Source organism: Pseudooceanicola nanhaiensis DSM 18065, from assembly GCF_000688295.1.
Lineage (GTDB): Bacteria > Pseudomonadota > Alphaproteobacteria > Rhodobacterales > Rhodobacteraceae > Pseudooceanicola > Pseudooceanicola nanhaiensis.
Genome location: NZ_JHZF01000013.1, coordinates 22015 through 46321, shown reverse-complemented (window position 1 = coordinate 46321; position 24307 = coordinate 22015). Strand labels below are relative to the sequence as shown.

24 protein-coding genes are annotated in these 24307 nt (G+C 69.4%); 13 read left to right on the top strand and 11 right to left on the bottom strand.

Translation table 11 applies throughout. The features are described 5' to 3' along the window. Positions 1-40: 40 nt before the first annotated feature. Positions 41-1831, top strand: coding sequence for a CocE/NonD family hydrolase (locus tag Q344_RS0110385; protein ID WP_084178377.1), 1791 nt, complete (start codon positions 41-43; stop codon positions 1829-1831). On the opposite strand, the gene Q344_RS23675 is transcribed toward Q344_RS0110385, so the two are convergent. The 3 genes from Q344_RS23675 to Q344_RS0110370 all read right to left on the bottom strand — a co-directional run bounded on the left by Q344_RS23675 (position 1812) and on the right by Q344_RS0110370 (position 6817). Continuing rightward, positions 1812-2963, bottom strand: a complete 1152-nt coding sequence (locus tag Q344_RS23675) for a glycosyltransferase (RefSeq protein WP_051630542.1) — start codon at positions 2961-2963, stop codon at positions 1812-1814. The genes Q344_RS0110385 and Q344_RS23675 overlap by 20 nt on opposite strands. 4 nt (positions 2964-2967) lie before the next feature. Next, positions 2968-5199 (bottom strand): GumC family protein, encoded by a 2232-nt coding sequence (locus Q344_RS0110375; protein WP_084178376.1) that lies wholly within the window; start codon positions 5197-5199, stop codon positions 2968-2970. Positions 5200-5365: 166 nt separating this feature from the next. Then, on the bottom strand, positions 5366-6817 hold the full coding sequence (locus Q344_RS0110370; RefSeq protein WP_028286642.1) for a hypothetical protein: 1452 nt from the start codon (positions 6815-6817) through the stop codon (positions 5366-5368). Positions 6818-7013: 196 nt separating this feature from the next. On the opposite strand from Q344_RS0110370, the gene Q344_RS0110365 reads away from it, so the two are divergent. Next, entirely contained in the window at positions 7014-8678 is a 1665-nt protein-coding gene (locus Q344_RS0110365; RefSeq protein ID WP_028286641.1) for a hypothetical protein, read from the top strand. Here the strand turns inward: Q344_RS0110365 and Q344_RS23670 are convergent. After that, the gene (locus tag Q344_RS23670) at positions 8656-9840 is read right to left on the bottom strand and encodes a polysaccharide pyruvyl transferase family protein (RefSeq protein ID WP_169739189.1); all 1185 of its coding nucleotides are present in this window, start codon (positions 9838-9840) and stop codon (positions 8656-8658) included. The genes Q344_RS0110365 and Q344_RS23670 overlap by 23 nt on opposite strands. A 319-nt stretch (positions 9841-10159) precedes the next feature. Between Q344_RS23670 and Q344_RS0110355 the strand changes: the two genes are divergently transcribed. The 3 genes from Q344_RS0110355 (at position 10160) to Q344_RS0110345 (ending at position 13884) form a co-directional block, all read left to right on the top strand. Then, positions 10160-11224, top strand: a complete 1065-nt coding sequence (locus tag Q344_RS0110355; protein ID WP_028286640.1) for a DUF475 domain-containing protein — start codon at positions 10160-10162, stop codon at positions 11222-11224. Between the two features lie 182 nt (positions 11225-11406). Beyond that, positions 11407-12729, top strand: coding sequence for a 3-hydroxyacyl-CoA dehydrogenase (locus Q344_RS0110350; RefSeq protein WP_028286639.1), 1323 nt, complete (start codon positions 11407-11409; stop codon positions 12727-12729). A 120-nt stretch (positions 12730-12849) separates the two neighbouring features. Continuing rightward, entirely contained in the window at positions 12850-13884 is a 1035-nt protein-coding gene (locus tag Q344_RS0110345) for an NADP-dependent oxidoreductase (protein WP_028286638.1), read from the top strand. Between the two features lie 58 nt (positions 13885-13942). Here Q344_RS0110345 and Q344_RS0110340 read toward each other — a convergent pair whose 3' ends face one another. The 3 genes from Q344_RS0110340 to Q344_RS0110330 form a co-directional block, all read right to left on the bottom strand. Then, positions 13943-14731, bottom strand: coding sequence for an N-acyl homoserine lactonase family protein (locus tag Q344_RS0110340; protein ID WP_028286637.1), 789 nt, complete (start codon positions 14729-14731; stop codon positions 13943-13945). Between the two features lie 303 nt (positions 14732-15034). Beyond that, positions 15035-15814, bottom strand: a complete 780-nt coding sequence (locus Q344_RS0110335) for a VOC family protein (protein ID WP_028286636.1) — start codon at positions 15812-15814, stop codon at positions 15035-15037. Between the two features lie 60 nt (positions 15815-15874). Then, a complete protein-coding gene (locus Q344_RS0110330; RefSeq protein ID WP_028286635.1) occupies positions 15875-17086 on the bottom strand; it encodes a polyhydroxyalkanoate depolymerase in 1212 nt (403 codons plus the stop codon). Between the two features lie 102 nt (positions 17087-17188). Between Q344_RS0110330 and Q344_RS0110325 the strand changes: the two genes are divergently transcribed. Further along, a complete protein-coding gene (locus Q344_RS0110325; protein ID WP_028286634.1) occupies positions 17189-17842 on the top strand; it encodes a glutathione S-transferase family protein in 654 nt (217 codons plus the stop codon). Positions 17843-17844: 2 nt separating this feature from the next. Here the strand turns inward: Q344_RS0110325 and Q344_RS0110320 are convergent, their stop codons facing one another. Together Q344_RS0110320 and Q344_RS26690 are read right to left on the bottom strand one after the other, a co-directional pair. Further along, entirely contained in the window at positions 17845-18033 is a 189-nt protein-coding gene (locus Q344_RS0110320) for a hypothetical protein (protein ID WP_028286633.1), read from the bottom strand. A gap of 115 nt (positions 18034-18148) precedes the next feature. Beyond that, complete coding sequence (locus Q344_RS26690; protein WP_268238695.1) at positions 18149-18283, bottom strand: hypothetical protein; 135 nt, start codon at positions 18281-18283, stop codon at positions 18149-18151. 184 nt (positions 18284-18467) lie between these two features. Here Q344_RS26690 and Q344_RS0110310 point away from each other — a divergent pair, with 184 nt between their 5' ends. Further along, positions 18468-19349: a LysR family transcriptional regulator gene (locus tag Q344_RS0110310; RefSeq protein ID WP_028286632.1), complete on the top strand. Its 882-nt coding sequence runs from the start codon at positions 18468-18470 to the stop codon at positions 19347-19349. 35 nt (positions 19350-19384) lie between these two features. Beyond that, positions 19385-20251: a DMT family transporter gene (locus Q344_RS0110305; protein WP_036539445.1), complete on the top strand. Its 867-nt coding sequence runs from the start codon at positions 19385-19387 to the stop codon at positions 20249-20251. Positions 20252-20257: 6 nt separating this feature from the next. Here the strand turns inward: Q344_RS0110305 and Q344_RS0110300 are convergent, their stop codons facing one another. After that, positions 20258-20689: a hypothetical protein gene (locus Q344_RS0110300; RefSeq protein ID WP_028286630.1), complete on the bottom strand. Its 432-nt coding sequence runs from the start codon at positions 20687-20689 to the stop codon at positions 20258-20260. Positions 20690-20858: 169 nt separating this feature from the next. Beyond that, complete coding sequence (locus tag Q344_RS0110295) at positions 20859-21194, bottom strand: ArsR/SmtB family transcription factor (RefSeq protein WP_028286629.1); 336 nt, start codon at positions 21192-21194, stop codon at positions 20859-20861. A gap of 278 nt (positions 21195-21472) precedes the next feature. Between Q344_RS0110295 and Q344_RS0110290 the strand changes: the two genes are divergently transcribed. From Q344_RS0110290 to Q344_RS0110270, 5 genes are all read left to right on the top strand, one after another. After that, on the top strand, positions 21473-21799 hold the full coding sequence (locus Q344_RS0110290; RefSeq protein WP_229669263.1) for an AtpZ/AtpI family protein: 327 nt from the start codon (positions 21473-21475) through the stop codon (positions 21797-21799). 1 nt (position 21800) lies between these two features. Next, complete coding sequence (locus Q344_RS0110285) at positions 21801-22568, top strand: F0F1 ATP synthase subunit A (RefSeq protein WP_028286627.1); 768 nt, start codon at positions 21801-21803, stop codon at positions 22566-22568. A gap of 120 nt (positions 22569-22688) precedes the next feature. Next, on the top strand, positions 22689-22913 hold the full coding sequence (locus tag Q344_RS0110280) for a F0F1 ATP synthase subunit C (RefSeq protein ID WP_008755373.1): 225 nt from the start codon (positions 22689-22691) through the stop codon (positions 22911-22913). An 80-nt stretch (positions 22914-22993) separates the two neighbouring features. Next, on the top strand, positions 22994-23563 hold the full coding sequence (locus Q344_RS0110275) for a F0F1 ATP synthase subunit B' (protein ID WP_028286626.1): 570 nt from the start codon (positions 22994-22996) through the stop codon (positions 23561-23563). Between the two features lie 5 nt (positions 23564-23568). Continuing rightward, complete coding sequence (locus tag Q344_RS0110270) at positions 23569-24132, top strand: F0F1 ATP synthase subunit B (RefSeq protein WP_036539441.1); 564 nt, start codon at positions 23569-23571, stop codon at positions 24130-24132. The last annotated feature ends 175 nt before the right edge of the window (positions 24133-24307 follow it).

Here is a 24307-nt window from a genome sequence, read left to right as displayed (position 1 = left end):
CTAGACCGGGTGTGGTGGCAGGGTCGAGGGGAAGGCAGGGATGAGAGTTCTATTGCTGGTGGTTCTGGTCATCGCGGCCCTGGCCGCCGTCGCATTCTGGCAGAGGGACCGGATCGAGACGCTGCTGCGTGCGCAGAAGGCCGAGTGGGAACACGGTCGCGCCGTCTCGGCCATGGGGGCCGAGCGGCTGGACGAGGCGATGGTGCCGATGCCGGACGGCGTGCGGCTGGCGACGGATGTCTACCTGCCGGAGGGGGCGGAGGGACCGCTTCCCGCGATCCTCATGCGGCTGCCCTATGGCAAGACGCGGTTCGGCGAGGTCCGCAAGTGGATGCGCACCTTCCTGCCCGAGGGCTATGCCGTCGTCGTGCAGGACATGCGCGGACGATACGCCAGCGAAGGGGTCTGGGCGCCCTATCCGGACGAGGCGGCGGACGGGGCGGCGACGCTCGACTGGATCGCGGCGCAGGGCTGGTCGGACGGCAAGGTCGGCACCATCGGCTGCTCGGCCCTCGGCGAGACGCAGCTGATGCTCGGCAGCGAGCGCCACCCGGCGCATGGCGCGATGATCCCGATGGGGGCGGGCGGCGCCATCGGGACGCTGGACGGGGCCTACGGGTTCTTCGGCTTCTTCGAGGGCGGCATCCTCAACCTCGCCTCGGGCTTCGGCTGGTTCGTCGCCGCCGGGGGCAAGACGCCCGACCGGATGGGCAAGCCGCCGGTGGATTATCCGCGGGGGCTGAACACCCTTCCGGTGCAGGATGCGGTGGCGACGTTCCGCGAGGATCCGACCGATTACACCGCCTTCCTCGACCATTTCGACGACCCCGCCTACTGGGCGGCCTCGGGCTTCATCGACGCAGACGACCGTTTCGGCACGCCATTCCTGATCGTCGACAACTGGTACGACGGCGCGCGGGAAAGCCTCCGGCTTGCCGCCCGGATGCGCGAGACCGGGGCGGAGGGGACGGCGCTGATCCTGCCGGGCCTGCATTGCGACATCGGCGGGGCCTTCGTGGACGGCGCGGTCGGGGACATGCCGGTCGATCCCGCGCAGGGGCAGGATTTCGACGCGCTCTTCGTCGGGTTCATGGATCACCACCTGAAAGGCGCGCCCGCGCCGGAGCTGCCCCCCGTCCGCTACTACCTGATGGGCGAGGACCGCTGGATGGACGCCGAAAGCTGGCCCCCCGCCGCCGCCGTCACCGAGACCTTCTATCTCGACGGCGAGAGCCTCAACCGCGAGCCGCCTGCGCAGGGCAGGGAGAGCTTCACCTCCGATCCCATGGACCCCGTGCCCACCATCGGCGGGACGATCTGCTGCACCGGGGATCCGGACCAGCGGGCCGGGCCGCTTGACCAGCGCCCGATCGAGGGGCGGGAGGACCTCCTCGTCCTCACCGGGTCCGAGCTCACCGAGCCGCTCCGCATCGTCGGCCCCATGCGGGCGCGTCTCCACGTCTCGACGGATGTGCCCGATACCGACCTCGTTGCCCGGCTGACCGACGTCGCCCCCGACGGGACCTCGCTGATGATCCAGGAAGGCGCCCTGCGCCTGCGCTATCGGGACGGCTACGCCACGCCGGAGCTGATGGAGCCGGGAACGGTCTACGAGGCCACCGTCGACCTGCGCGACATCGCCTACACCGTGCCGGCCGGCCACCGCCTCCGCCTGCATGTGGCGGGCAGCAGCTTCCCGCGGCTCGCGCGGAACCTGAACGGCGGTGGCGACCCCTACGCCGAGACCGAAGCCCAGGCGGCGCAGATCACCATCCACACCGGCGGCGACACGCCCTCGCGGGTCGAGCTCTCTATCCTGCCGGACGGCTGAGCGGCACGGGCTCCGCAGGCAGATAGCCGGGCGGCAGCATCCGGGCGATTCCCGCGCGGAAGGCGTCCTCGGAAAAGCCGCTCGCGTGGCGCACCAGCGCGGCGCTGTCGACGTCCCAGAGGCGTTCGCCCTCGAACCGGCGGATCGCCTCGACGATCGCCTCGACGCTCTGCTCGGGGAAGAGCAGCCCGGTCTCGCCGTCCACCACCGTGTCGCGGATGCCGCCCCGGTCGTAGGCGATCACCGGGCGGCCCGAGGCCATCGCCTCGACCGGGACGATCCCGAAATCCTCCTCGCCCGGGAAGACCAGCGCGCGGCAGCGGGCGAGGGCCTCCTTCAGCTCCCCGAACGGCCGCCGCCCCAGCACCTTCACGTTGCCCCTGGCCTGCGCGCGCAGCTTCGCGGCGGTCTTCTCCGGCCCGCCGATCATCACCAGCGGCAGACCCAGCCGGTTGAACGCCTCGACCACGAGGTCGGGCCGCTTGTAGGGCGCCAGCTCGCCGCACCAGAGGTAGAAGTCGCCCACCTCTTCCCGTGCGACGGGCGCGAAATCCTGCACGGCGACCGGGGGGGCCACGACCTCGGACTCCCGCCGCCAGTACTTCCGGATCCGCGCCGCGACGTGGTTCGAGTTGGCGGCGAAGGAATCCACCCGCGCGGCGCTGGTCACGTCCCAGCCCCGGAGCCGGTGCGCGACATGCGGCAGCACCAGCCGCTGCAAGGGCCCGGTGCCGCGCATGTAGACGTGGTACTGGTCCCAGAGATAGCGCATCGGCGAATGGCAGTAGCAGAGGTGGAAGGCGTCCGGCGGTGCGATCACCCCCTTGGCGGGACCGGATTCGGAGGAAATCACGAGGTCGTAGCCCGTCAGGTCCAGCTCTTCCAGCGCGCGGGGCATGAAGGGCAGGTAGCTCTGGTACATCCGCCGCGCGAAGGGCAGGCGGCCGACGCGGGTCTCTGTCACCCGGTGCGCGCGGATCGTGTCGCTCATGCTTTCGGGGTCGTGGACATGGGTGAAGATGTCCGCCTGCGGGAACATCCGGCAGAGCGCTTCCAGCACCTTCTCGCCGCCGCGCATGCCGACGAGCCAGTAATGGATCAGCGCCACCCGCGGTTCGGTGGTCCGTGCCATGGGCTCAGGCGTCTCTCAGGTCGTAGCCGTATTCGTAGAGATACGCCTGCGGCACGGTGTCGGGATCGACCTGCGTGAGCACGTTGCCATGCGTGTCCAGCCCGTTGTTCTCGAGCATGGAGAGCGCGCGCTTCACCGCGGGGCGCGGGGTGTCGTCGTGGCGCACCAGCATGACCCGCTGGTCGACCGCGCGGGCGACGGCCAGCGCATCGGCGGCGGGCAGCATCGCCGGGCAGTTCACGAGGATCACGTCGTAGTAATCCTTGAGCTCGTCCAGAACGCCGCGCAGCCAGTCCGAGGACAGCAGGTCGGCGGCATCGGGCAGCCGCTCGCGCGCCGCCAGCACGTCGAAGCCGCGGCCGGTCTCGGTATAGACGGCGTCGAGCAGGTCGCATTCGCCGCGGATCAGATCGCCGAAATCATGCTCCATGGTCCAGCGGTATTCCTTCTGGATCGAGTTCTGACGCATGTCGCAATCTACCACGATCACCAGCTTGTCCGCCATCTCGGCGAGCCGCGCGAGCAGAAGCGTCGTCGTCGTCTTGCCCTCGCCCGGCAGGGCGGACATCAGCGCGACACTCAGCGGTTCGGTATCCTCGGAGCCCAGCGACAGCTCGTTGCGGAGCTTGCGCACCGCCTCGGCCACCGGGCCGAGCGGCTTCGCCTCGACCTCGGCCAGCGCGTCGGCGGTGCAGCCCCAGTCGCGGGCGGGCACGACGCTGAGCACGGGCATTCCCGTTTCGGCCTCGAGATCCGCGAGGTTGCGATAGGTCGGCCGCGCCAGCACCTGGTAGAGCACGTAGCCGAGACCGAGCGTGCCGCCGACCATCAGGCCGAGGAAGATCATCAGCTTCGGCCGCGGCGAGGAGGGCGAGCCGGGGACGGTCGCGCGTTCGACGATCCGGGCGTCGGCGGCCTGGAACTGCTCCTGCGTGCGGGTCTCGGCGTAGCGGTTCAGCAGATCCTTGTACATGTTGCGGGCGGCTTCCGCCTCGCGCTCGAGCTCGCGCAGGCCGATGGAGCCGCGCGAGATCGACAGGTATTTCTCCTCGATGTCATCAAGGTCCTTGCCGAGGGTCTGCTCGCTCACCCGGGCGATCTCGACCTCGTTGCGCTGCGCATCGGCGGCGCGCTGGAATTCGACGCTCAGCGCCCGGTCCACTTCGGCAAGCTGGCGCGCGAGCTTCTGGCGTTCCGGGTGGTCCTCGCCGAAGCTCTCGGCCCATTGCGCGTCGTTGGCGAGGATGTCGACCCGGCGCTGCAGCAGCTCGGTGATCGTGTCGCTGCCCAGCATCGAGCCGAGCGCCTCGTAACCGCCCGTCTCCATCAGGCGGGTGATCTCCTGATGGCGGGCCTCGGCGGTGACGCGGGCGATCCGGGCCTTCACCAGCTCGTCGTTCAGCGTGACCATGCGCTGCGAGATGATGTCGAGGCTGGTCCCGTGCGAGACCAGCATCCGGGCGCGGTAATCCTCGACCTTGTCCTCGGCGATCTCGACCTGCGCGCGCAGCTCGTTGACGCGCTTCTCGATCCATTCGGTCGCCTGCGCGGCGGTCTGCTGCCGGCCCTGAAGCTGGAGCGCGATGTATTGCTCGGCAATGGTGCCGGCGAGGGCGGCCGACAGCTCGGGGTTCACCGTCTTGGCCGAGATCGAGATGATGTAGGCATCGCCGTCGCGCCAGATCTCGACATTGTTGCGGATCGCCCAGGTCAGCCGTTCCAGACGCGCGCGGCGCGAGACCTCGTCCACCGTCTCGCCGTCGCTGCCGCCGAGCGACAGCACCGACTTGATGACCGATTTCGCCCGGTCGATCGCGCCGGGCTCCTGCTTGGCGGGGTCGATGGCGTCGATCAGGCCGGGGTGGCTTTCGTCCAGCGACTGGATCACGGTCTCGAGCAGCACGTTCGACCGCATGATCGAGATCTCGCTCGCGACCACCTGGTCATTGAGCTTGAGGTCCGAGACGACCTGTTCGTCGGTCATGTAGCGCCGTTCGCGGCTTTCCAGCAGAACCTGGCTGACCGAGGAATAGCGCGGCGTCACCTGGTTCACCGCCAGCGCCGCGATCAGGCCGCAGGCCAGCGCCACGGCGAGGATCACGAACCGGCCGCGCCAGACGCCGCGGGACAGGTCGCCAAGGTCCACCCCGTCGCTGTCGCCACGGGCCGCTCCGCGCGACGGGATCGAGAGGATCCCGCGGCCGAAGGCATCCGACATTCCCGAGGTCATGGCCATTACACTCTCCGAGAGGGCGACTGGGGTTCTGCGATTTCCGGGAGGCCGGCCAGGTCAGGCCGGACGGGTGAACCGCCTCTTTACCGCTTATCTGAAAACCGGGCGGATTGCGTCAAGGTTTTGCCCAATTTTGGCCACAGAACCGGCTTTGACGCAGGGTTTCCAGCTACAATGCGTGGGATGGCTTCACATTGTCGCCAGAACCTGCGGCGACGCTGTGCTCCGCCTGTTCGGCACGGCGCTTCAGAATCGCACCGCGGGCAAGCCCGGCGGCCAGGCCGGCGAAGGCGAAGAAGGTCACGCCCAGGTCCGGCGTCGCCCCCGCCAGCGTGGCCGAGATCACCAGCGCAAGGCAGGCGGCCCGGAGCGAGCGGATCACGACCGAGCGCTGGTCCGTGCCGCGCCGCCCCGACACGCCGCCCATCACCGTCCCGATGAAGAGCAGGTAGAAGAGCGTGCCCAGCACCCCGAGGCTGGCGAGCGTGGCGACCAGCCAGCTCGACCCGCGGACGCTGCCCAGCCCCGCGCCGAGGCCCATCGTGTCGAGGAAGTTCTGCCACGCCTGCGCGTTCCAGCTCATCCGCTCGACGCCCGAGGCGCCGCCCAGCTTGTCGAAGAGGGCGCGGTCGAAGAAGAGCGCGACCGAGGGCACCGTCTCGTAGGCGAGGAAGAGCGCGAAGACCGTCACGAGAACCGTCATGCCCGCGCCGACCGCGATGATCGTGCCCCGACGCGGCAGCCTGTGCCGCAGGTTCGCCGCCAGTGCCACCACGCCCAGCACCCCGGCGAAGGCCACCAGCGCGACATAGGCCGAGGAGGAGGTCGAATGCAGCAGCGCGACCGTGGTGACCGACAGCATCGCGATGGCGAGGCGGGAGCGCGGCGTGCCGATCCAGTATTGCAGCCAGAAGCCGAAGAGGCCGAGCGTGTAGAACCCGAAGCTCGACGCCTCGGGGAAGCCGCCGATCATCCGTTTGATGCCGATCATCCGCACGTCGTAGAGGATCGCGTAATTCGCGGTGCGGATCAGCTCGAGCACCTCGGGCACGCCGATCTCGTAGCTCAGCAGGTCGAGCAGCCCGAGCGCGGCATTGACCCCGGTCGCCACCGCCACGGCGTGAACCACGGTGCGGGCGTCGGGCCGCATCCGGAACACGGTGGCCAGCGCGAGATAGGCCGCGACCCCCAGCATCAGGCGGAAGAGCTGCGTGATGTTGCCGGTGGTGGCGCGCAGCGGCACCTCGACGATGCCCGTCTCGTTGTTCACCCGGGCGAGCGAGAAGACCGAGGTCTCGCCCGCGAAGAGGCGCGGCAGGAAGAGCACGGAGAAGATCGCGTAGACCACCAGCAGCATCAGCCAGAACCCCGGCTCGCCGAAGCGCAGCGTGCCCGCCACCATGCCGGGACCGCCCCGGTGGACCAGCACCAGCCCCAGCATCGTGACCGCCGCGAGGTCCGAGATCAGGATCGTCGCCCCGCCGAGCGCGGGCAGGTTGAAGGCCGCCGCGGCTCCGAGGGGCGTCACGGCGAAGAATATCCAGAGGCCGCGATAAGGCCCTTTGATCAGCAGCCCCGCGATCGCGATCAGGGCGAGGACTGTGCTGGGGACGATCTCCATGCCGTCTTCTGGCGCCATTCCGGGCCCGCTCGTCAAGTGCGCCGCGCGCAGGCGAGCCGGTTATCGTCACCTGCGGCGCAACGGCACCGGGGTGCGGCAGTTCTCTGTTCACGAGCGCGAAACATCCGCCACAATCCGGTTGCGGTTCCGCCGCGCGGCGGCCACGGTCCGGGCGGGTTGGCCAAAGGGGCAGGACGTGCGCATATTCACCGCCGCGACGCTGATGATCGGGCTCGGCGCAGGGGCCGGCCACGCGCTGGACCTGAAGGGCCCCGCGCTCGCCGCCGCGTCGAATTTCGGTCAGGGGTTCGAGGTCGGGATGATGTCCGCCGCGCTGGACCTGCCGGTGCGCGACTTCCGCGACGCGGTCTACTGGAGAGAGGTCGAACAGGGGCCGGGCCGCTTCGTCTTCGACACGCCCCGGACCATGTTCCCCGACCTCGTCGGTGCCCGCGGCGCGCGGATGAGCCTGACGGTGAACAACGGCCACCCCGCCCATGACGGCGGCACCACCCCGCTCAGCCCCGAGGCGGTGCGCGCCTTCGGCCACCACGCGGCGCAGACCGCGCTGCGCTTTCCGGCGATCCGGGCGGTCGAGGTGGGCAACGAGTTCAACAGCGCGAATTTCGTCACCGGCCCGCTCGAGGACGACACGCTCGATGCGCGGGCGCGGGCCTATGCCGCCTTGCTTCACGCCGTGGCGCAGCAGGTGCGTGCGGTGCGGCCCGGGGTGCGGATCGTGGGCGGCGGGGTGCATTCGATCCCCACGGGCTACCTCTCGCGGCTGACGGCGCTCGGCGCGGCGGCGGACATGGATGCGATCGCGCTCCACCCCTATTCGACGCCGATCGAGCATCTCGCGCGCCAGATCGCCGTCATGCGGCGCGATCCCGCGCTGGCCGGGATGCCGGTCGAGATCACCGAGTTCGGGTCGCAGGATCCCGATGCCGCGCCGGACGTTCTGGTGCGCGCCTATTGCCAGATGGCGCTGTCGGGCGTGTCGCGGGCGGTCTGGTACGCGCTGAACACCCGCGGCGACGATTACGCACCGCTGGTCGGCCCGGACCTCGAGCTCACCGCTGCGGGGCGGGCCTATCGCTTCGTGCAATCGGAATTCGCGGGGCAACCGGTCGAGGACATCGCGCCCGATCCCTTCACCTACGGCTGCCGCTTCCCGGGCGGCGTGATCCTCTGGGGCATGCCGCGGGCGCTGGAACCGGGCGAGGGCGTCACCGCCCGTGATGCGACCGGCAAGGTCCTGGAGGGGCGGAGCTTCCGGCTCGGCGAGACGGCGCCGCTGATCCTGACCGCCGGGAGCGGCGCGGTGGACTACACCCTCGGCCCGCAGGAGGTGCTGGCGGACAGTTTCCACCAGTTCCCCTATCCGGAGGCGGGGGCCGACAGTGCCGACGCCGCGGGCTTCGCGCGCTTCGCCGTCTCGCCCCGCGGGCGGGCGCCCTTCGTGACCATGCCGGGCCAGGACCGGCCGGGCATGCCGTGGACCCCCTACCTCGGGCTGAGCTCGGACCGTTCGGTCCGCCTGCTGCCCGAAAGCCTGCTGCCGGGCGGCGGCGGGACGCATCAGGTCGGGGTCGAGCATGTCTATGTCGCGCCCGAGGCGATGGAGGTCGACCTGACCGGCTGGATCGACCCGCCGGAACGCAGCGCGGATGGCGTCGTCGTGACCCTCGCGCTGGACGGAGAGGAGGTCGGGCGCTGGACCGTCACCGACCGGCTGGAGCTGGATGAAGCCGGCCTTGCCCTGCCCGCCGGAGCGGAGCTTTCGATCCGCGTGGCGCCGGGCGAGACCTCGACCGGCGACGTGACCGGCTACCGCTTCACCCTGCGCCGGGCGGGCTGACGCAGGCGAGCAGCGCGTCGACCCCGTCCCACGCGGCGGCGATGGCTTTCGCATGGGTCTCGGGCGCGATCCCGGCAGAGAGCGCGGCGTCGACCATCCGGACCACGCCGGCGCCGTCGATCGCCGCATCGGCCGAGAAGCTGCCTTCCAGCCCGACCGACCCGAAGAAGGCCTGGAGCTTGCGGTCCCAGCCCAGCCCGACGATGGGACGTCCGTAGCTGTAGGCGAGGATGCAGGCGTGCAGCCGGTGCGCGATCACCGCCTCGAACCCGGCGATCCGGCGGGCGAGCGCCGCGGGCGATGCCGCGGCGGGGGCGATCCTGACCTGCCCCGCGGACAGCAGGAGCGCGAGCGCCGCGCTGCGGGCGAGGCGGGCCAGTTCGGCCTCGTCCTCCGCCGCGCCGTTGGTGAAGAGCGTCACCTCGTGGCCCGCGCCGGCCAGCGCCGCGGCGAGGCTGCCATAGAAGGCGGGGCCCGCGGCGCCGCCGGCGATGTCCTGGTCCGCGTGATGGGCGAGCAGCGCGAAATCGGTGATGCAGAGCCCGATGCCCCGCGGCGCATCGCCCGGCGCGCCATAGCAATCGGCGGCCAGAAGCCCCGGATCCGCGGTCAGGCCCGGCGCGGGTCCGCCGGGCATCTGCGCGCGCCAGGCCTCGGCCGAGGCGGCGTCGCGGCAGCCGACCGTCCGCAGGTCGCAACCGAGCACCTTCGCGAAGAGCGCCGTGCCCTCGGCCGACCAGTTGCGCGACACGCCGACCGCGTGAACGGCAAGCGGCGTTCCGGCTTCGGCGATCATCCCGGCCGCGCGGCCGATCTTGACCGGGAAGTTCAGGTTCGCGTCCGAGAACAGCTGCCCGCCCCCGATCACGGCGAGATCGGCCCGCGCGGCCGCGCGCCAGCGGCCTTCGACCCCGTCGATCATCGCGTTCAGCCTGCGCCGCGCCAGCGCATGGCGCAGCGGCCGGGGCAGGGCCTCCAGCACCGCGAGCACGAGGCGCCGGTTGCGGATCGTCGTCGCGCCGCGCGCCTGCCGCCCCGAGATGTCGACATGCACGACCTCGGCCCCGGTCGCCCGCGCCCTCAGCCCGTGGGCGAGGCATTCCGCGATCACCCCGTCGCCGAGGTTGGGGCTGTGGCAGAGCCCGAACTGCACGATCTTCACGCTGCACATCCCCTTGTCGTCCGCCCCCTCTTAGCCCGGTGGCAGGGGCCCTGTCATCGCCGCGCCGCAGGAGCCGGGATTCTTTTCGCGCGGGATTTGCACCGTCGCCCGGATCGGACTAGGTATGCCCGAAGATACCGCCCCCGCCGCGCACCGCGGCCCGGGCCGGTGGCGACCGGGCCCCTCTGGCAAGAGTCTTGCGGCACTCTTGCGATGTCGGCGCAGATGACGGGAAAGCCGCATACGGTCGATACATCATGTTCAGAACGGCACGTTGCGGCACGGGCTCGCCGCAGACGAATTTCGTGGAGGCGACGTCATGACCGACGCCACCCACGGCCACAAATCCACGCTCGGCTATTTCCGCTGGGCCTTTCTCTTCACCGCGGTCGGGATCGGGCTTGGCGGCTGGCTCGGCTGGGCGATGACCGGGACGCTGGAGGGGACGCTCTCCGTCCTCTTCATCGTCGCGGTCCTCTCGGTGCTCGAGATCTCGCTCAGCTTCGACAACGCCATCGTCAACGCGAACAAGCTCAAGACGATGACCCCGGTCTGGCAGCGCCGCTTCCTGACCTGGGGGATCCTGATCGCCGTCTTCGGCATGCGGATCCTCTTCCCGGTGCTGATCGTCGTGATCGCCGCCCGGATCGGGCCGATCGACGCGCTGGTGCTCGCCGCCTCGGACCCGGGGCGCTATTCCGAGATCATGCACGACGCGCATCTGCCGATCGCGGCCTTCGGCGGGACCTTCCTGATGATGGTGGCGCTGAGCTTCTTCTTCGACCACGAGAAGGAGGTGCACTGGATCCGGCGCCTGGAAGCCTGGGCCGTGCGCTATGCCTCGATCCGCGGGATCGAGGTGGCCGTGGTGCTGGTCTTCCTCATCCTGTTCTCGCGCCTGCAGGACGACGGGCAGGCGGCGACCTTCCTGCGGGCCGGGGTCTGGGGGCTGCTGACCTTCCTGCTGGTCGAGGTGCTGGGCGGCGTGCTCGACCGCAAGCAGCAGGCGGTGACGGGTGCGGCGCAGGGCGGGCTGGGCGCGTTCCTCTATCTCGAGGTGCTCGACGCGTCCTTCTCCTTCGACGGGGTGATCGGGGCCTTCGCGCTGTCGCAGAACCTCTTCGTGATCGCCATCGGCCTCGGCATCGGGGCGATGTACGTGCGCTCCATGACGATCATGCTGGTCGAGAAGGGGACGCTGACACAGTACCAGTTCCTCGAACACGGGGCGTTCTATGCCATCCTGGTCCTGTCGGTCATCATGTATGCCCAGACGCTGGTGCATGTCCCCGAGGTCATCACCGGGCTTGGCGGCGCGCTCCTGATCGGGATCGCGCTCTGGTCCTCGGTCCGTCTGAACCGGCGCATGGCCGCGGCGGAATGACCGCCCGCCCCGGCGCGGGGGCCGCGCCGGGGCTTCTCTCCCAGACTTGTGAACTGCGCGGGGGGCTCGCTTGACCCTTCCGGGGGGCGTTCCTAACGTCGCGTCCAAGTCGGCGCCGGGACTCGATCCGGCGCGGGAGGAGACCGGCCGCGGGGCCGGTCGGAAGGATCTGGGAGACCATCATGAGCAACGTACACTCCGGCATGGACGTGGCCGATTACCTCGGCGAATCCGGCAAGCTCGCCTGGGAGGTCGACGACCTCGCGCCCGGCACGTCGACGCGTCCGGTGAGGTCCGTGGGCATCATCGGCGCCGGCACCATGGGCGGCGGCATCGCGATGAACTTCGCCACCGCGGGCATCCCGGTGATCATCGTCGAGACCAAGCAGGAGGCGCTGGACCGCGGCTTCAAGGTGATGCGCGGCAATTACCAGCGCAGCGCCGACAAGGGCCGTTTCCCGCAGGACGAGGTCGAGGCGCGGATGGGCCGGATGACGCCCACGCTGAAGATGGAGGATCTCGCGGATTGCGACCTCGTGATCGAGGCGGTCTTCGAAGACATGGGCGTCAAGAAGGAGGTCTTCACCAAGCTCGACGCGATCTGCAAGGACGGGGCGATCCTGGCGACGAATTCCTCGGGCCTCGACATCGACGAGATCGCGGCGATGACGAAGCGCCCCGAGGACGTGATCGGGCTGCACTTCTTCTCGCCCGCCAACGTGATGAAGCTGCTCGAGGTCGTCCGCGCCGATCACACGGCCGACGACGTGGTGGCGACCTCGATGAAGGTCGCGAAGGAGATCAACAAGGTCGCCGTCATGGCGGGCGTCTGCCCAGGCTTCGTCGGCAACCGGATCCTCCGCGCGCGGCAGGTGCAGGCGAACAAGCTGCTCTACAAGGGCGTGATGCCCTGGGACATCGACGCGGCGATCAACGATTTCGGCTTCAAGATGGGGCCCTACCAGATGTCGGACCTTGCCGGTCTGGACATCGGCTGGTCGAAAGGCGCCAAGACCGCGAACCCGATCCGCGACGCGCTCTGCGAGATGGACCGCCGCGGCCAGAAGACCGGCGCGGGCTATTACGATTACGACGAGGCGCGGAACCGCAAGCCCTCGGAGGTGACGGAGAAGGTGATCCGCGACGTGACCGGGGCCGAGCCCTCGACCATGACCAAGGAGGAGATCACCGAGACGCTGATCTTCTCGATGATCAACGAGGCGGTGAAGATTCTCGAGGACAACAAGGCGCAGCGACCCTCGGACATCGACGTCATCTGGATCAACGGCTACGGCTGGCCGCAGGACAAGGGCGGGCCGATGTATTACGGCGACATGGTGGGGCCGAAGGCCGTGCTGGCGCGGATGGAGAAGCTCGGAGCCGAGGACCCGGATTTCGCACCCGCGGAGACGCTGAAGAAGCTCGCGGCCGAGGGCGGGTCCTTCGTCGATCTCGACCTCGGCGGGCTGAAGACGGCCGGGACGGAGAAGCGCAAGGCCGGCTGAGCATCACCGGGGCGGTCGGGGAAGCTCAATGCGCCCTGACCCCCAATCCCCGCCCGGGCTCCGAAGCCCCCCCTGACACGGGCCTTGCCCGGCGGCACGCCGGGCGGCTTGGAGGCCGCGATGACCAACCGCCAGTGGACCCTGACCGACGCCCCGATCGAGCGGATGCCGACGCTCGCGAACTTCGCCCTCCGCGAGAGCCCGGTTCCGGTGCCCGGCCCTGGCCAGGCGCTGGCGCGGACGGTCTACATCTCGCTCGACCCCTACCAGTGGGGCTACAAGGTGAAGGGGCTGGAGCGGCCCGGAGACGTCCTCCACGCCCGGACCGTCGCGCAGGTCGAGACCTCCAACACCCCCGACTGGCAGCCCGGGGATTTCGTCCATTGCCTGAACGGCTGGTCCGAATACGGGCTGATCGGCGCGGGCGTCCCGGAACATGCCTACATGAAGACCCGGAGGATCGACCCGTCCCTCGGTCATCCGTCGCTGGCGCTCGGCGTGCTGGGGATGAACGGGCTGACCGCCTATGCGGGCCTTCTGGTGCAGGGGCAGCCGGAACCGGGCGAAACGGTCGTGGTCTCGGCCGCGACGGGCGGGGTCGGTCAGATCGTCGGCCAGCTTGCGAAGATCCGCGGCTGCCGGGTGGTGGGCATCGTCTCGACGGAAGAGAAGATGCGGGTCGCGCGCGAGGACCTCGGATACGACGCCGCGGTCTCCCACCTGTCGCCCGACCTGCCGGGGGACCTCGCCAAGGCCTGCCCCGACGGTGTCGACGTCTATTTCGAGAATGTCGGCGGCCGGCTGTTCGACGCCACCGCCGCATTGTTCAACCGGGGCGCCCGGATGACAATCTGCGGCCTGATCGGAGAGCGGCCCGACGGCTCCTCCGCGAAGGGGAAGGCCGCGCTTCTCGCCCGCTCGGCCGATCTGCGCGCCGCGCGCCGCGTCACGGTCAACGAGCATTTCGTGGGCGATTTCGTGGACAGCCATTTCGACCGCTTCCTCGCCGATGTCTCCCGCTGGTATGCCGAGGGCCGGATTCACTACCGCGAGGACATCCGCGACGGGATCGAAAATGCGCCCGCCGCCTATATCGACATGATGCAGGGCGGAAACCTCGGCAAGACGATGATCCGCGCCTCGGCCGAGGCCTGAGCGCCCGCGCGGACGGCGTCACCGGGTTCATGTGCAGGTGTATCGGGCAGGGGCGCCTTCAGCGCGGGCGGGTCAGGTCGAAGATCAGCGGGTCCTGCGGGATCGGCGCGAACAGCTCGTTCACCCGCGGGTCGTGGCCGGGGATCAGCAGCTCGGGCCGTCCCGCGAGCCGCTTCACCGCCTCGTGCCCGTCGAGCTGCCGCGCCACGTCCGCGGTGACCGGAAAGGGCAGCCCGCGCGAGATGTTGTCGTAGAAATGCGCCACGTCCGACGCGAGGCAGAGGCGCCCCGCCCGCGTCTCGACCGTCACCGCCTGCAGTCCCGCCGAATGGCCCGGCAGATGGTGGACCCAGACGCCCGGCGCGACCTCGGCCTCGCCCGAGACCCAGTTGACCCGCTCGGCGTAGTTCAGCGCCACCATGAGCTGCACGTCGCCCAGTTCGAACGGATGCCGGAGCAGCGCGTGCCGCATGGACCGGCCGGTGGCATGGGCCATTTCGGCCTCCTGCAGCACGAAGCGGGCATTGGGCAGACGGTCCATGTTGCCCGCATGGTCGTAGTGGAGATGGGTGATGATGACGGTGTCGACATCCTCGGGCGCGATGCCCAGCACCTCGAGCGCCTCGACCGGGTTGCGCTGCAGCACCCGGCCCCGGCGCGCGGCCCGCTCGGCATTGAAGCCGGTGTCGACGAGGATCACCCGGTCCGCGTTCCGGATCAGCCAGACGTAGTAGTTGAGCGGCATCGGCGCCGCGTCGTGGGGATCGCCGCCCAGGAAGTTCTCGGAGGCGCGCCGCTCGGCGATGGTGCCGTATTGCACGGCATAGACCTCGTAGTCCTCGATCATGCGTCGTCCTCCTTGGGGGCCGGTCCCTCCTGGCAGGAGGCCGCAGAACCGCGCGCCGCGCAAGGGTTTGCCACAAACGCGTCGCGGCGCCGGGCCGGCCGAACGCGCGGCCGTGGCGGGCATTGCGGGGATCTGCAGGGAGGTCCGATCCAGCGGAGCGCCGCGCCTTCGGCGCGGCGCATTACATGCCTGGGGTCCCGGGGGCGCTGCCCCCCTTGGCGGCCGGGGGCCGCCAATTCCCCCCGGGATATTTCCGGCAAGAGGAAGCCGGGGGGCCTTCGGCCAGGTCGGGGAGACGGCGCGTCACTCCGCCTCGTGCAGCGCGAAGCGGACGCCGCAGATCGTCACTTCTTCCTTGAAGATCTCGAGCCCGCGCGCCGCGGCGCGGTCGAGGATCGCCTGCCGGTCCCGCACCCGCAGGTCGAGCCCGGCGAGCCGTTCGGGCCGGCCGCCGCGGGTTTCGGCGAACCGCAGCGTGGCATTGCCGAGCTGGATCATCGGCAGCCCGCCGCAGGTCTCGACCGGCAGGCCGCTCACCGCGCCCCAGCGGGCGGCGAGCCGGTCGGGATCGGGCGAGCGCAGCTCTGCGGCGGTGATCGCGGAGACGGTGTCGTCCCGGACCCTGTCGCGCCAGGCGTCGTGGCCGGCGAAGGGCCACGTGCCCGTCGGATCGCCGCCCTCGACCCAGGGCAGGGAGAGGAAGGCCGCGCCCATGTCGCCGGGATGGAGCTGGAGCATCCGGTAGCTGCCGGCGTCGCGTTCGGTGGCCACGCGGACCCCCTGCGCCGCGGCATTTGCGCGGACGGCGTCCTGCTCGGCCCTGGTCTGGGCCTGGCAGATGACCATGTAGCCCGCGTCGCCCTTCATCCGGTCGAGGTAGCGGCCCGCGGCCGTCCCCTCGCGCAGGGGGGCCACGACTTCGAGGAACTGGGTGCCCACGCCCAGGAGGGTGTTTTCGAGCCCGTATCGTCCGACAGCCTCGTCCGCGAAGACGGGGGCCATGCCGAAGATGTCGGTCAGGGTTTCGAGGACCGGGGACATGTCCCGGGCGACAAGGCAGATCTGCCGCAGGTAGATGCTCATGCGCGCAAGATGCCCGAATCGTTCCGGGGATACACGCGGAAACTGAGATGCGTGTCGCGCCTATTCCATCGCGAGGATCATGTTGCGGACCACCGGGTAGATCTCGCGCTCCCACCTGGTGCCGTTGAAGACGCCGTAATGGCCGACGTTGGCCTGCAGGTGGTGCCGCTTGAGATGCGGCCGGAGCGACGAGCAGAGATCATGGGCCGCCGCGGTCTGGCCGAGCGCGCAGATGTCGTCGCGCCCGCCCTCGACGGTGAGCAGCGCCGTCTTGCGGATCGCGGACGGGTCGACCGGTGCGCCGCGATAGGTGAATTCGCCCTTCGCCAGCTCGGCCTTCTGGAAGATGCGCTCGATGGTCTCGAGGTAGAATTCCTCGGTCAGGTCGAGCACGGCGAAATACTCGTCGTAGAATTCCATGATCCGCTCGGCCTCGGCCGTCTCGCCCCGCGCGAGGTGGCGGTAGAGCTTGCGGTGCTGCGCCCGGTGGCGGTCCATGTTCATCATCATGAAGCTGAAGAGCTGCACGAACCCGGGGTAGACCCGGCGCCCGCGCCCGGCGAAGCGGTTGGGCACGGTGGCGATCACGTTGCGCTCGAACCAGGCCAGCTCGTTGGCGAAGGCGAGGTCGTTCACCTCGGTCGGGCTCTCGCGGACGTCGATCGGGCCGGCCATGAGCGTCATGCTGCGCGGGGTGCAGGGGTGGTCGTCCCGTGACATCACCGCCACCGCGATCAGCGCCTGCACGCAGGGCTGGCAGACGGCGAGGATGTTGTTGTCCGGTCCCAGCACCTCGAGAAAGCGGATCAGATAGGCGACGTAATCCTCCACGCCGAAGGGCCCGGCCCCGGTCGGGACGTCGCGGGCGTTCATCCAGTCGGTGACATAGACGTCATGGTCGCGCAGCATCACCTCGACCGTGCCGCGCAGCAGGGTGGCGAAATGTCCCGAGAGCGGGGCGACGATCAGGACCCTGGGCTGGGCCACGTCGATGTCCTTGGCGAAGTGGAGGAGCCGCCCGTAGGGCAGGTCGAGCGCGATCTCCTCGCGCACCGCGACCTCCCGGTTGCCGACGGGCACGCTGCGGATGCAGAAATCCGGCCGCTCATGGGTCAGCCGGAAGCGCGAGATCATCTCCATCGTCGCGTCGAAGGGCCGGATCGAGCCGTTCAGCATCCGGCCCAGGGCGCTCTGTTCCAGCCGGGCCCCGCGCGCCGCATGGCGCATCGGCGCAATCATATCGTCCTGAAATTGATACATCTGGTAGAGCATTCCGGCCTCTCGCGCCTGTCTCTTGCGAAAACGCTAGTGAAACGCGTGCTGCGGTGCGACAAAATTATTGGCAGCGCAGCATCAAATGCGAAGGGTGTGACCATGTCGAAGGCAACGCTGACGATCTCGTCCAAGAATTACTCGTCCTGGTCGCTCCGGGGGTGGCTGCTGTGCCGGATGGCCGGGCTGGAGTTCGACGAGAAGCCGGTCGATCCCGACGATCCCGCGAACCGGCAGGAGCTCCTGCTGCTCGCCCCGTCGGTCCGGGTGCCGCGGCTGAGCCATGACGGTGTGGACGTCTGGGACACGCTGGCGATCGCGGGCTACCTGAACGAGATATTCCCCGACGCCGGGCTCTACCCCGACGACATCAAGGCGCGGGCGCATTGCCGCGCGGTTTCGGGCGAGATCCACTCGGGTTTCTACAACCTGCGCTCGGCCCTGCCGATGAACCTCAAGGCGCGGCACGCGTCGTTCAAGATCTTCTCGGGCGCGCGGCCGGACGTGGCGCGTGTGAAGGAGATCTGGGCCGATTGCCTCTCGACCTACGGCGGGCCGTTCCTGTTCGGCCGGCCGACGATCGCGGATGCCATGTGGGCCCCGGTCTGCACCCGCTTCCGCACCTATGCCGTGGAGCTGGAGGACCCGCTTCAGGCCTATTGCGAGACGATCTTCGACTGGGCGCCGATGCGGGAATGGACCGAGGCCGCGCTGGCCGAGCCCGACGCGGTGGTCGAGCTCGAAGTGGAGTTCTGAGCTCAGACGGGCGTGCGGCCGCCCTTGGTGACGGCCGCGGCGCCGGCGGCGGCCGCATCGGTCGCTTCGGCAGCGCCCGGCGGCAGGGGCATGGACATCATGCGGGACATGTTGGTCCAGTAGGCGCTCCAGAACGCGGCCGAGGCCTGCATCGGCCAAGTCCAGAGAGCGAAGGGGTTGTAGGGGGTCATGGGGAGCACTCCTTTCCGCGCGACCCATCCGGGCGGTCGCCGGGGACAACGCGCCGGCCGGCACCGCCGTTCCTGCGCCGGCCCATGTCGGCGGACGCCCGCGAGGGGCCCGCGGTCATTCCTCGCGGCGTGCGTCCTCGAAGGGCTTCAGCGGCGCGCTCGCGAGTTTCACGGCGTCGAACCAGCAGGCAGAGGCCAGCCAGACGGGAAGGGTCGCGGCGCTGAGCCAGGCTTTCAGGTAGTAGTTCATCCGATCTCTCCACCAGTGGGGCACGCCCGTCCAGACCGGGGCTGAACGCTGCGGCGCAGCATCCGGTTCCGCGCCGTCGCGACAGGTGGCAGAGCGTGCCCCCTTGCATCTCCGCACGCAAAGCGCATTGATTGCGGTAACTGTTGGTACACGCACAGAAGAAACGTTGTCGGAAGAGGGCCACATGGAAAACTGGGACGAAATCCGCACCGCCTATCAGGTCGCCCGGCTGGGCACCGTCTCGGGGGCGGCCGAAGTGCTGGGCGTCCACCATGCGACGGTGATCCGGCACATCGACGCGCTCGAGGGTCGGCTGGGGGTCAAGCTGTTCCAGCGCCACGCCCGGGGCTACACGCCGACCGAGGCCGGGCAGGACCTTCTGCGGGTGGCGCAGGCCACGGATGACCAGTTCTCGCAGCTGTCGGGCCGGATCAAGGGGCGCGGCAACGCCGTCTCGGGCGAGTTGGTGGTGACGACGCTCTCGGGCTTCTCGCAGCTTCTGGTGCCGCCGCTGGCCGCGTTCCAGGAGAAATACCCGGACGTGATCCTGCGCTACCTGACCTCGGTGCGGCTGTTCCGGTTGGAATACGGCGAGGCGCATGTGGCGATCCGGGCCGGCAGCCCGCCGCAGCAGCCCGACAACGTGGTGCAGCCCTTCATGGAGCTCAACTGGGCGATCTATGCGGCGCCCGCCTACATCGCGCGGCACGGCAAGCCGGAGAGCGCCGAAGAGGTGGTCAAGCACCGCTTCGTGGGCTTCGACGATCCCGCCAGCCGGGCGCCCTATGCGCAATGGCTGCGCGAGCAGGTGCCGTCCTCGCAGGTGGTGTTCCGGTCCGGCGACAACCGGGCGGTGCAGCGCGCGATCCTGGCCGGGATCGGCCTGGGCTTCCTGCGGCGGGACGAGGCCGCGCAGCATCCCGAGCTGGTCGAGGTGCATCCCCCCGCCGAGGAGTGGCAGGGCCGGCTCTGGCTGGTGACCCACATGGACCTGCACCGGACGACGAAGGTCCAGACCTTCCTGACCTTCCTCAAGGACTGGTTCAAGGACGAGAAGCTGCAGTGACGACGACGGCCAGCTACCTGCGCGAACGGCGCCCGATGCGCGGGCATGCCGCCATGCTGGCCTTCTCGGCGCTGGTCGCCGGGTCGTTCTCGCTGGGGTCGATGGCCGCGCCCTTCGTGGCGCCGGCGGCGCTCAACTCGGTCCGTTTCCTGCTGGCGGCGGTGATCGTCGGCGCCGTGGCCCTGGCCACCACCGGCATCCCGCGCAGCGCGTTGCGGGCGCCCTGGCGGTATCCGCTGCTCGGCGGGATCTTCGCGATCTACTTCGTGCTCATGTTCGAGGGGCTCAAGACGGCGCCCGCGGTGTCGACCGCGGCGGTCTTCACCCTGACGCCGATCATGGCCGCCGTCGCGGGCTGGGTCCTGCTGCGGCAGGTGACGACCGCGCGCATGGCGCTCGCGCTGGCCGTCGGCGGGTCCGGCGCGCTCTGGGTGATCTTCCGCGCCGACCTCTCGGCGCTTCTGGCGATGGAGATCGGCCGGGGCGAGGTGATCTATTTCTGGGGCTGCGTGGCGCATGCGATCTACACCCCGCTGGTCGCCCGGCTGAACCGCGGCGAGCCGCCGGTCGTCTTCACCTTCGGCATGCTGGTCGCGGGCTTCCTCGTGCTCACCGCCTATGCCTGGCCCGAGATCCTGGCGACGGACTGGGCCGCGCTGCCGCCGATCGTCTGGATCACGCTGCTCTACGTGTCGATCTTCGCCAGCGCGGCGACCTTCGTGCTGCTCCAGTTCGCCACGCTCCACCTGCCGTCCGCCAAGGTGATGGCCTACACCTACCTGACGCCGTCCTGGGTGATCGCCTGGGAGGCCATGCTGGGACACGGCGTGCCGCCCCCGATCATCCTGGTCGGCGTGCTGCTGACGGTGGTGGCGCTGCTGATGCTGCTCCGCGAGGAGTGAGCGCGGTCAGGACAGGCCCGCCACGACGGCCACCTCGTCGGGGACGGCCAGACCGGCGGGGGCAGGCCGCAGGCCGAGCGGGCCGAGGGCCAGGAAGATCGCGAGGCAGACCAGCGCCAGCGGGGCCAGCAGGCCGAGCCGCAGGCGGATGCCGAACAGCCCGTCGAGCGTGAGATGCAGCAGCCGCAGCGGCAGCAGCGCCATCACGGCGAAGGGACTGAGGAACATCATCACCGCGAAGGGCAGGCCCACGACCGATTGCGCCGCCGCGGTGGCCAGTTCGTAGCCGGCCGAGGTGGGCAGCAGCATGGCGCAGACGACAAGCAGGAAGAGGACGCTGTCGAGATGGGCCGCGCCGCCCTCGGTCTCCGGCGCGCCTTCCTTGCCGCCGCGCTGGCGGACCAGCAGCCGGAGCGCCCCGCGCCGCCAGTCGCGCATCGGGCGCCCGGGCCCGGAACCGGGGGCGGAGTGAGGGGGAATCGGGGACGCGGTGCTTTGCATGACGGGATGCAGGTATCGGGCGTTTGGGGCCTCATTTCGACCGAAGCGGGGCCGGCCGGGGCGGATCGGCCACAGGTGTTGCCGAATGGTGACCGGAAAGCGGCGGTCAGTCCGGCGGGCCCTCTTCCAGCTGCGCCAGCAGGAAGCGCTCGAAATCGTCGAGGTTCACCGGCTCGAACTGGCCGAAGCCCTGCATCCAGACCGAGGCATCGTAGAGGCCCTTGGGTTCGAGCTTGCACCAGGTGATGCGGCCGCGCTTCTCCTGGCTGATGAGGCCGGCCCGGGTCAGGATGCCAAGGTGCTTGGAGATCGCGGCGAGCGACATGTCGAAGGGCTCGGCCACGTCGGTCACGGCCATGTCGTCCTCCAGCAGCATCGCGAGGATGCGGCGGCGGGTCGGGTCGGCGAGGGCCGAGAAGACGTGATCGAGCGCGCGGGTCATCGCCCCCATAAGGCGCGCGGGGCCGGGCGGGTCAAGACGCGCCGGAGGCTTGCTCAACTTTTCGGTTGAATGAGGGGAAACCGCGTAAGCGGGCCTGCGCGGCCGGTGTCCGGGCGAGGGGCGGCCTTTCGCGGTAGCGTGATGCCGTTTTATTTCAACGGGTTAGATGGGCATGACCCGCGCGCCTGCGTCGCTTGACTCGCATAGCGATGCCGCATAGCAACATCGCGGACGTCCTCAGGGGAATTCCGGTGTCCGAGCCAGACCATAAGGAGCGCATGGCGCAGCTTGAGGAACGGCTTGCCGCGATGAAGAAATCGCAGGAGCCGGGCCCCCGCAAGGAGGACCACCATTCCCAGGCCCAGCTGGCCTGGCGGATGGTCACGGAGCTGGTCGCAGGCCTCGGGATCGGGGCGGTGATCGGTTACGGGCTGGATTTCGTGGCGGGAACCGCACCCTTCGGGATGATCGTGTTCACGCTGCTGGGTTTCGTGGCCGGGGTGAAGACGATGCTTCGCTCGGCCCAGGAAATCCAACGGGAATGGACGGTCGAAGAGACCGCCAGGGATGCTTCCCCCAAGGGGGACAGGGACGAAGAGGGCTGAGATGGCGACGGAAGCGGTTACTGACGCACACGGGGGCGAAAGCGCGCTCCAGTTCCACCCGATGGACCAGTTCATCGTGAAGCCGCTGTTCGGGGACGGCGCGGTGCATTGGTACACGATCACCAACGCGACCTTCTGGATGGCGCTCACCGTGCTGGCCATCGTGCTGCTGCTGGTGATGGGCACCTCGAAGCGGGCCACCATCCCGAGCCGCACGCAATCGGTCGCCGAACTTGCCTACGGCTTCGTCTACAAGATGATCGAGGACGTCACCGGCAAGGACGGCATCAAGTACTTCCCGTACATCATGACGCTGTTCATGTTCATCGTCTTCGCGAACTTCCTCGGCCTTCTGCCGCTCGCCTTCACCACCACCAGCCACATCGCGGTCACCGCCGTGCTGGCCTTCGCGGTGTTCTTCGCCGTGACGATCCTGGGCTTCGTGAAGAACGGCGCGCATTTCCTCGAGCTCTTCTGGGTCAAGTCGGCGCCGCTCGCGCTGCGCCCGATCCTCGCGATCATCGAGCTGATCTCGTACTTCGTGCGCCCGGTCAGCCACTCCGTCCGTCTGGCGGGCAACATGATGGCCGGCCACGCCGTGATCAAGGTCTTCGCCGGCTTCGCCGCGATCGCCGCCATCGCGCCGCTCTCGGTCGTGGCCGTCACCGCGATGTACGGGCTGGAAGTGCTCGTGGCCTTCATCCAGGCCTACGTGTTCACCATCCTGACCTGCGTCTACCTGAAGGACGCGCTGCACCCGGCACACTGAGGCGCGGTGCCTGCAGGGCACGCACCCCACGGCATACCCCCGGCCTTCGGGCCGGGACGATCAACCCGGGCTTCGGCCCATGACACCGAAATCACCAATTCCATCGTAAGGAGACACATCATGGAAGGCGATCTGGCACACATCGGCGCAGGCCTCGCAGCAATCGGTTCCGGCGCTGCCGCAATCGGGGTGGGCAACGTTGCGGGCAACTTCCTGTCCGGCGCCCTGCGCAACCCCTCGGCCGCCGCGTCGCAGACCGCGACCCTCTTCATCGGCATCGCGTTCGCCGAGGCACTGGGCATCTTCGCCTTCCTCGTCTCGCTGCTGCTGATGTTCGCCGTCTGATCCGAACCTGACAATCCTTACGTGCGGACGGGTGCCCGAGCGGCCCCGTCCGTGGTAACATCGGGTTCCAGGAGGATCACATGGCAACCGAAACTGTGGGCGAAAACGCACAGGGCTTCGCGGACGCCACCGGCGTCGCGGGCGATCACGGTGCCTCGGGCGCCGGGATGCCGCAGCTCGACTTCGCGCATTTCCCCAACCAGATCTTCTGGCTGGTGGTCACGCTGATCGTGATCTACCTGGTGCTGAGCCGCGTGGCGCTGCCGCGCATCGGTGCCGTTCTGGCACAGCGTGCCGGGACGATCAGCAACGACATCGCCGCCGCCGAGGATCTCAAGCGCAAGGCCTCCGAGGCGGAAGACGCCTATGAAAAGGCCCTGGCGGATGCCCGGGTCGAGGCGGGCCGCATCGCCGCAGAGGCGAAGGCGGAGATCCAGGCCGAGCTCGACGCGGCCATCGCGAAGGCGGACGAACAGATCGCCGCGAAGAGCGCCGAGAGCGAAAAGGCGATCGCCGACATCCGTGCCGGCGCCGTGGAAAGCGTGCGGGTCGTGGCCAAGGACGCCGCGGCCGAGATCGTGACCGCGCTCGGCTTCAGCGCCGACCAGGGCACGATCGACGCAGCCGTCGACAACCGGGTGAAGGGATGATGGGCATGATGAAACGCATCGCACTCGTCCCCGCAGCCGTTCTGGCCGCCACCCCGGCGGCCGCGGCGACGGGGCCGTTCTTCTCGCTCGGCAACACGAACTTCATCGTGCTGCTGGCCTTCATCCTGTTCCTTGCCGTCCTGGTCTACTTCCAGGTCCCCGGCAAGCTGGCGGGCATGCTCGACAAGCGCGCCGACGGCATCCGTTCCGAGCTGGACGAGGCACGGGCCCTGCGTGAGGAAGCGCAGACCCTGCTGGCCTCCTACGAGCGCAAGCAGAAGGACGTGCAGGCGCAGGCGGACCGGATCGTCGAGACCGCGAAAACCGAGGCGAAGGCGGCCGCCGACCAGGCGAAGCGCGACCTCGAGGCCTCGATCAAGCGGCGTCTGGCCTCGGCCGAGGATCAGATCGAATCGGCCCAGTCGGCGGCGATCCGCGAGGTTCGCGACCAGGCCGCCCAGGTGGCCGTTGCCGCCGCCCGCGAGGTGATCGCGAAGGAGATCAGCGCGGCCCAGGCCAACAAGCTGATCGACGACTCGATCGCCACGGTGGACGCGAAACTGCACTGACCAGGTCGCTCAGGCGCTGAACGGAACGAACCCGGCCCATGCGGCCGGGTTCCTTCGTTTGCGGGTCTCCTGTCTTGCGGCCGGGCGCGGGCCTTGCGCGGGGAGGGGGGCTGTCTGCCCCCCGCCGGGCCTGCGGCCCGACTCCCCCCGAGGATACGGAACCAGAGGAAAGCCG

Excerpts from the sequence above, each read along its gene's own strand:
- Q344_RS0110325 (WP_028286634.1), top strand. The coding sequence starts at position 17,189 with ATGTCGAAGGCAACGCTGACGATCTCGTCCAAGAATTACTCGTCCTGG.
- Q344_RS0110355 (WP_028286640.1), top strand. The coding sequence starts at position 10,160 with ATGACCGACGCCACCCACGGCCACAAATCCACGCTCGGCTATTTCCGC.
- Q344_RS0110295 (WP_028286629.1), bottom strand. The coding sequence starts at position 21,194 with ATGACCCGCGCGCTCGATCACGTCTTCTCGGCCCTCGCCGACCCGACC.
- Q344_RS0110300 (WP_028286630.1), bottom strand. The coding sequence starts at position 20,689 with ATGCGCGACTGGCGGCGCGGGGCGCTCCGGCTGCTGGTCCGCCAGCGC.
- Q344_RS0110350 (WP_028286639.1), top strand. The coding sequence starts at position 11,407 with ATGAGCAACGTACACTCCGGCATGGACGTGGCCGATTACCTCGGCGAA.
- Q344_RS0110320 (WP_028286633.1), bottom strand. The coding sequence starts at position 18,033 with ATGACCCCCTACAACCCCTTCGCTCTCTGGACTTGGCCGATGCAGGCC.
- Q344_RS0110340 (WP_028286637.1), bottom strand. The coding sequence starts at position 14,731 with ATGATCGAGGACTACGAGGTCTATGCCGTGCAATACGGCACCATCGCC.
- Q344_RS0110335 (WP_028286636.1), bottom strand. The coding sequence starts at position 15,814 with ATGAGCATCTACCTGCGGCAGATCTGCCTTGTCGCCCGGGACATGTCC.
- Q344_RS0110290 (WP_229669263.1), top strand. The coding sequence starts at position 21,473 with ATGGCGCAGCTTGAGGAACGGCTTGCCGCGATGAAGAAATCGCAGGAG.
- Q344_RS0110370 (WP_028286642.1), bottom strand. The coding sequence starts at position 6,817 with ATGGAGATCGTCCCCAGCACAGTCCTCGCCCTGATCGCGATCGCGGGG.
- Q344_RS0110345 (WP_028286638.1), top strand. The coding sequence starts at position 12,850 with ATGACCAACCGCCAGTGGACCCTGACCGACGCCCCGATCGAGCGGATG.
- Q344_RS0110275 (WP_028286626.1), top strand. The coding sequence starts at position 22,994 with ATGGCAACCGAAACTGTGGGCGAAAACGCACAGGGCTTCGCGGACGCC.
- Q344_RS0110280 (WP_008755373.1), top strand. The coding sequence starts at position 22,689 with ATGGAAGGCGATCTGGCACACATCGGCGCAGGCCTCGCAGCAATCGGT.
- Q344_RS0110305 (WP_036539445.1), top strand. The coding sequence starts at position 19,385 with ATGCGCGGGCATGCCGCCATGCTGGCCTTCTCGGCGCTGGTCGCCGGG.
- Q344_RS0110310 (WP_028286632.1), top strand. The coding sequence starts at position 18,468 with ATGGAAAACTGGGACGAAATCCGCACCGCCTATCAGGTCGCCCGGCTG.
- Q344_RS26690 (WP_268238695.1), bottom strand. The coding sequence starts at position 18,283 with ATGAACTACTACCTGAAAGCCTGGCTCAGCGCCGCGACCCTTCCCGTC.
- Q344_RS0110285 (WP_028286627.1), top strand. The coding sequence starts at position 21,801 with ATGGCGACGGAAGCGGTTACTGACGCACACGGGGGCGAAAGCGCGCTC.
- Q344_RS0110330 (WP_028286635.1), bottom strand. The coding sequence starts at position 17,086 with ATGCTCTACCAGATGTATCAATTTCAGGACGATATGATTGCGCCGATG.
- Q344_RS0110375 (WP_084178376.1), bottom strand. The coding sequence starts at position 5,199 with ATGGCCATGACCTCGGGAATGTCGGATGCCTTCGGCCGCGGGATCCTC.
- Q344_RS0110385 (WP_084178377.1), top strand. The coding sequence starts at position 41 with ATGAGAGTTCTATTGCTGGTGGTTCTGGTCATCGCGGCCCTGGCCGCC.
- Q344_RS23675 (WP_051630542.1), bottom strand. The coding sequence starts at position 2,963 with ATGGCACGGACCACCGAACCGCGGGTGGCGCTGATCCATTACTGGCTC.
- Q344_RS0110270 (WP_036539441.1), top strand. The coding sequence starts at position 23,569 with ATGATGAAACGCATCGCACTCGTCCCCGCAGCCGTTCTGGCCGCCACC.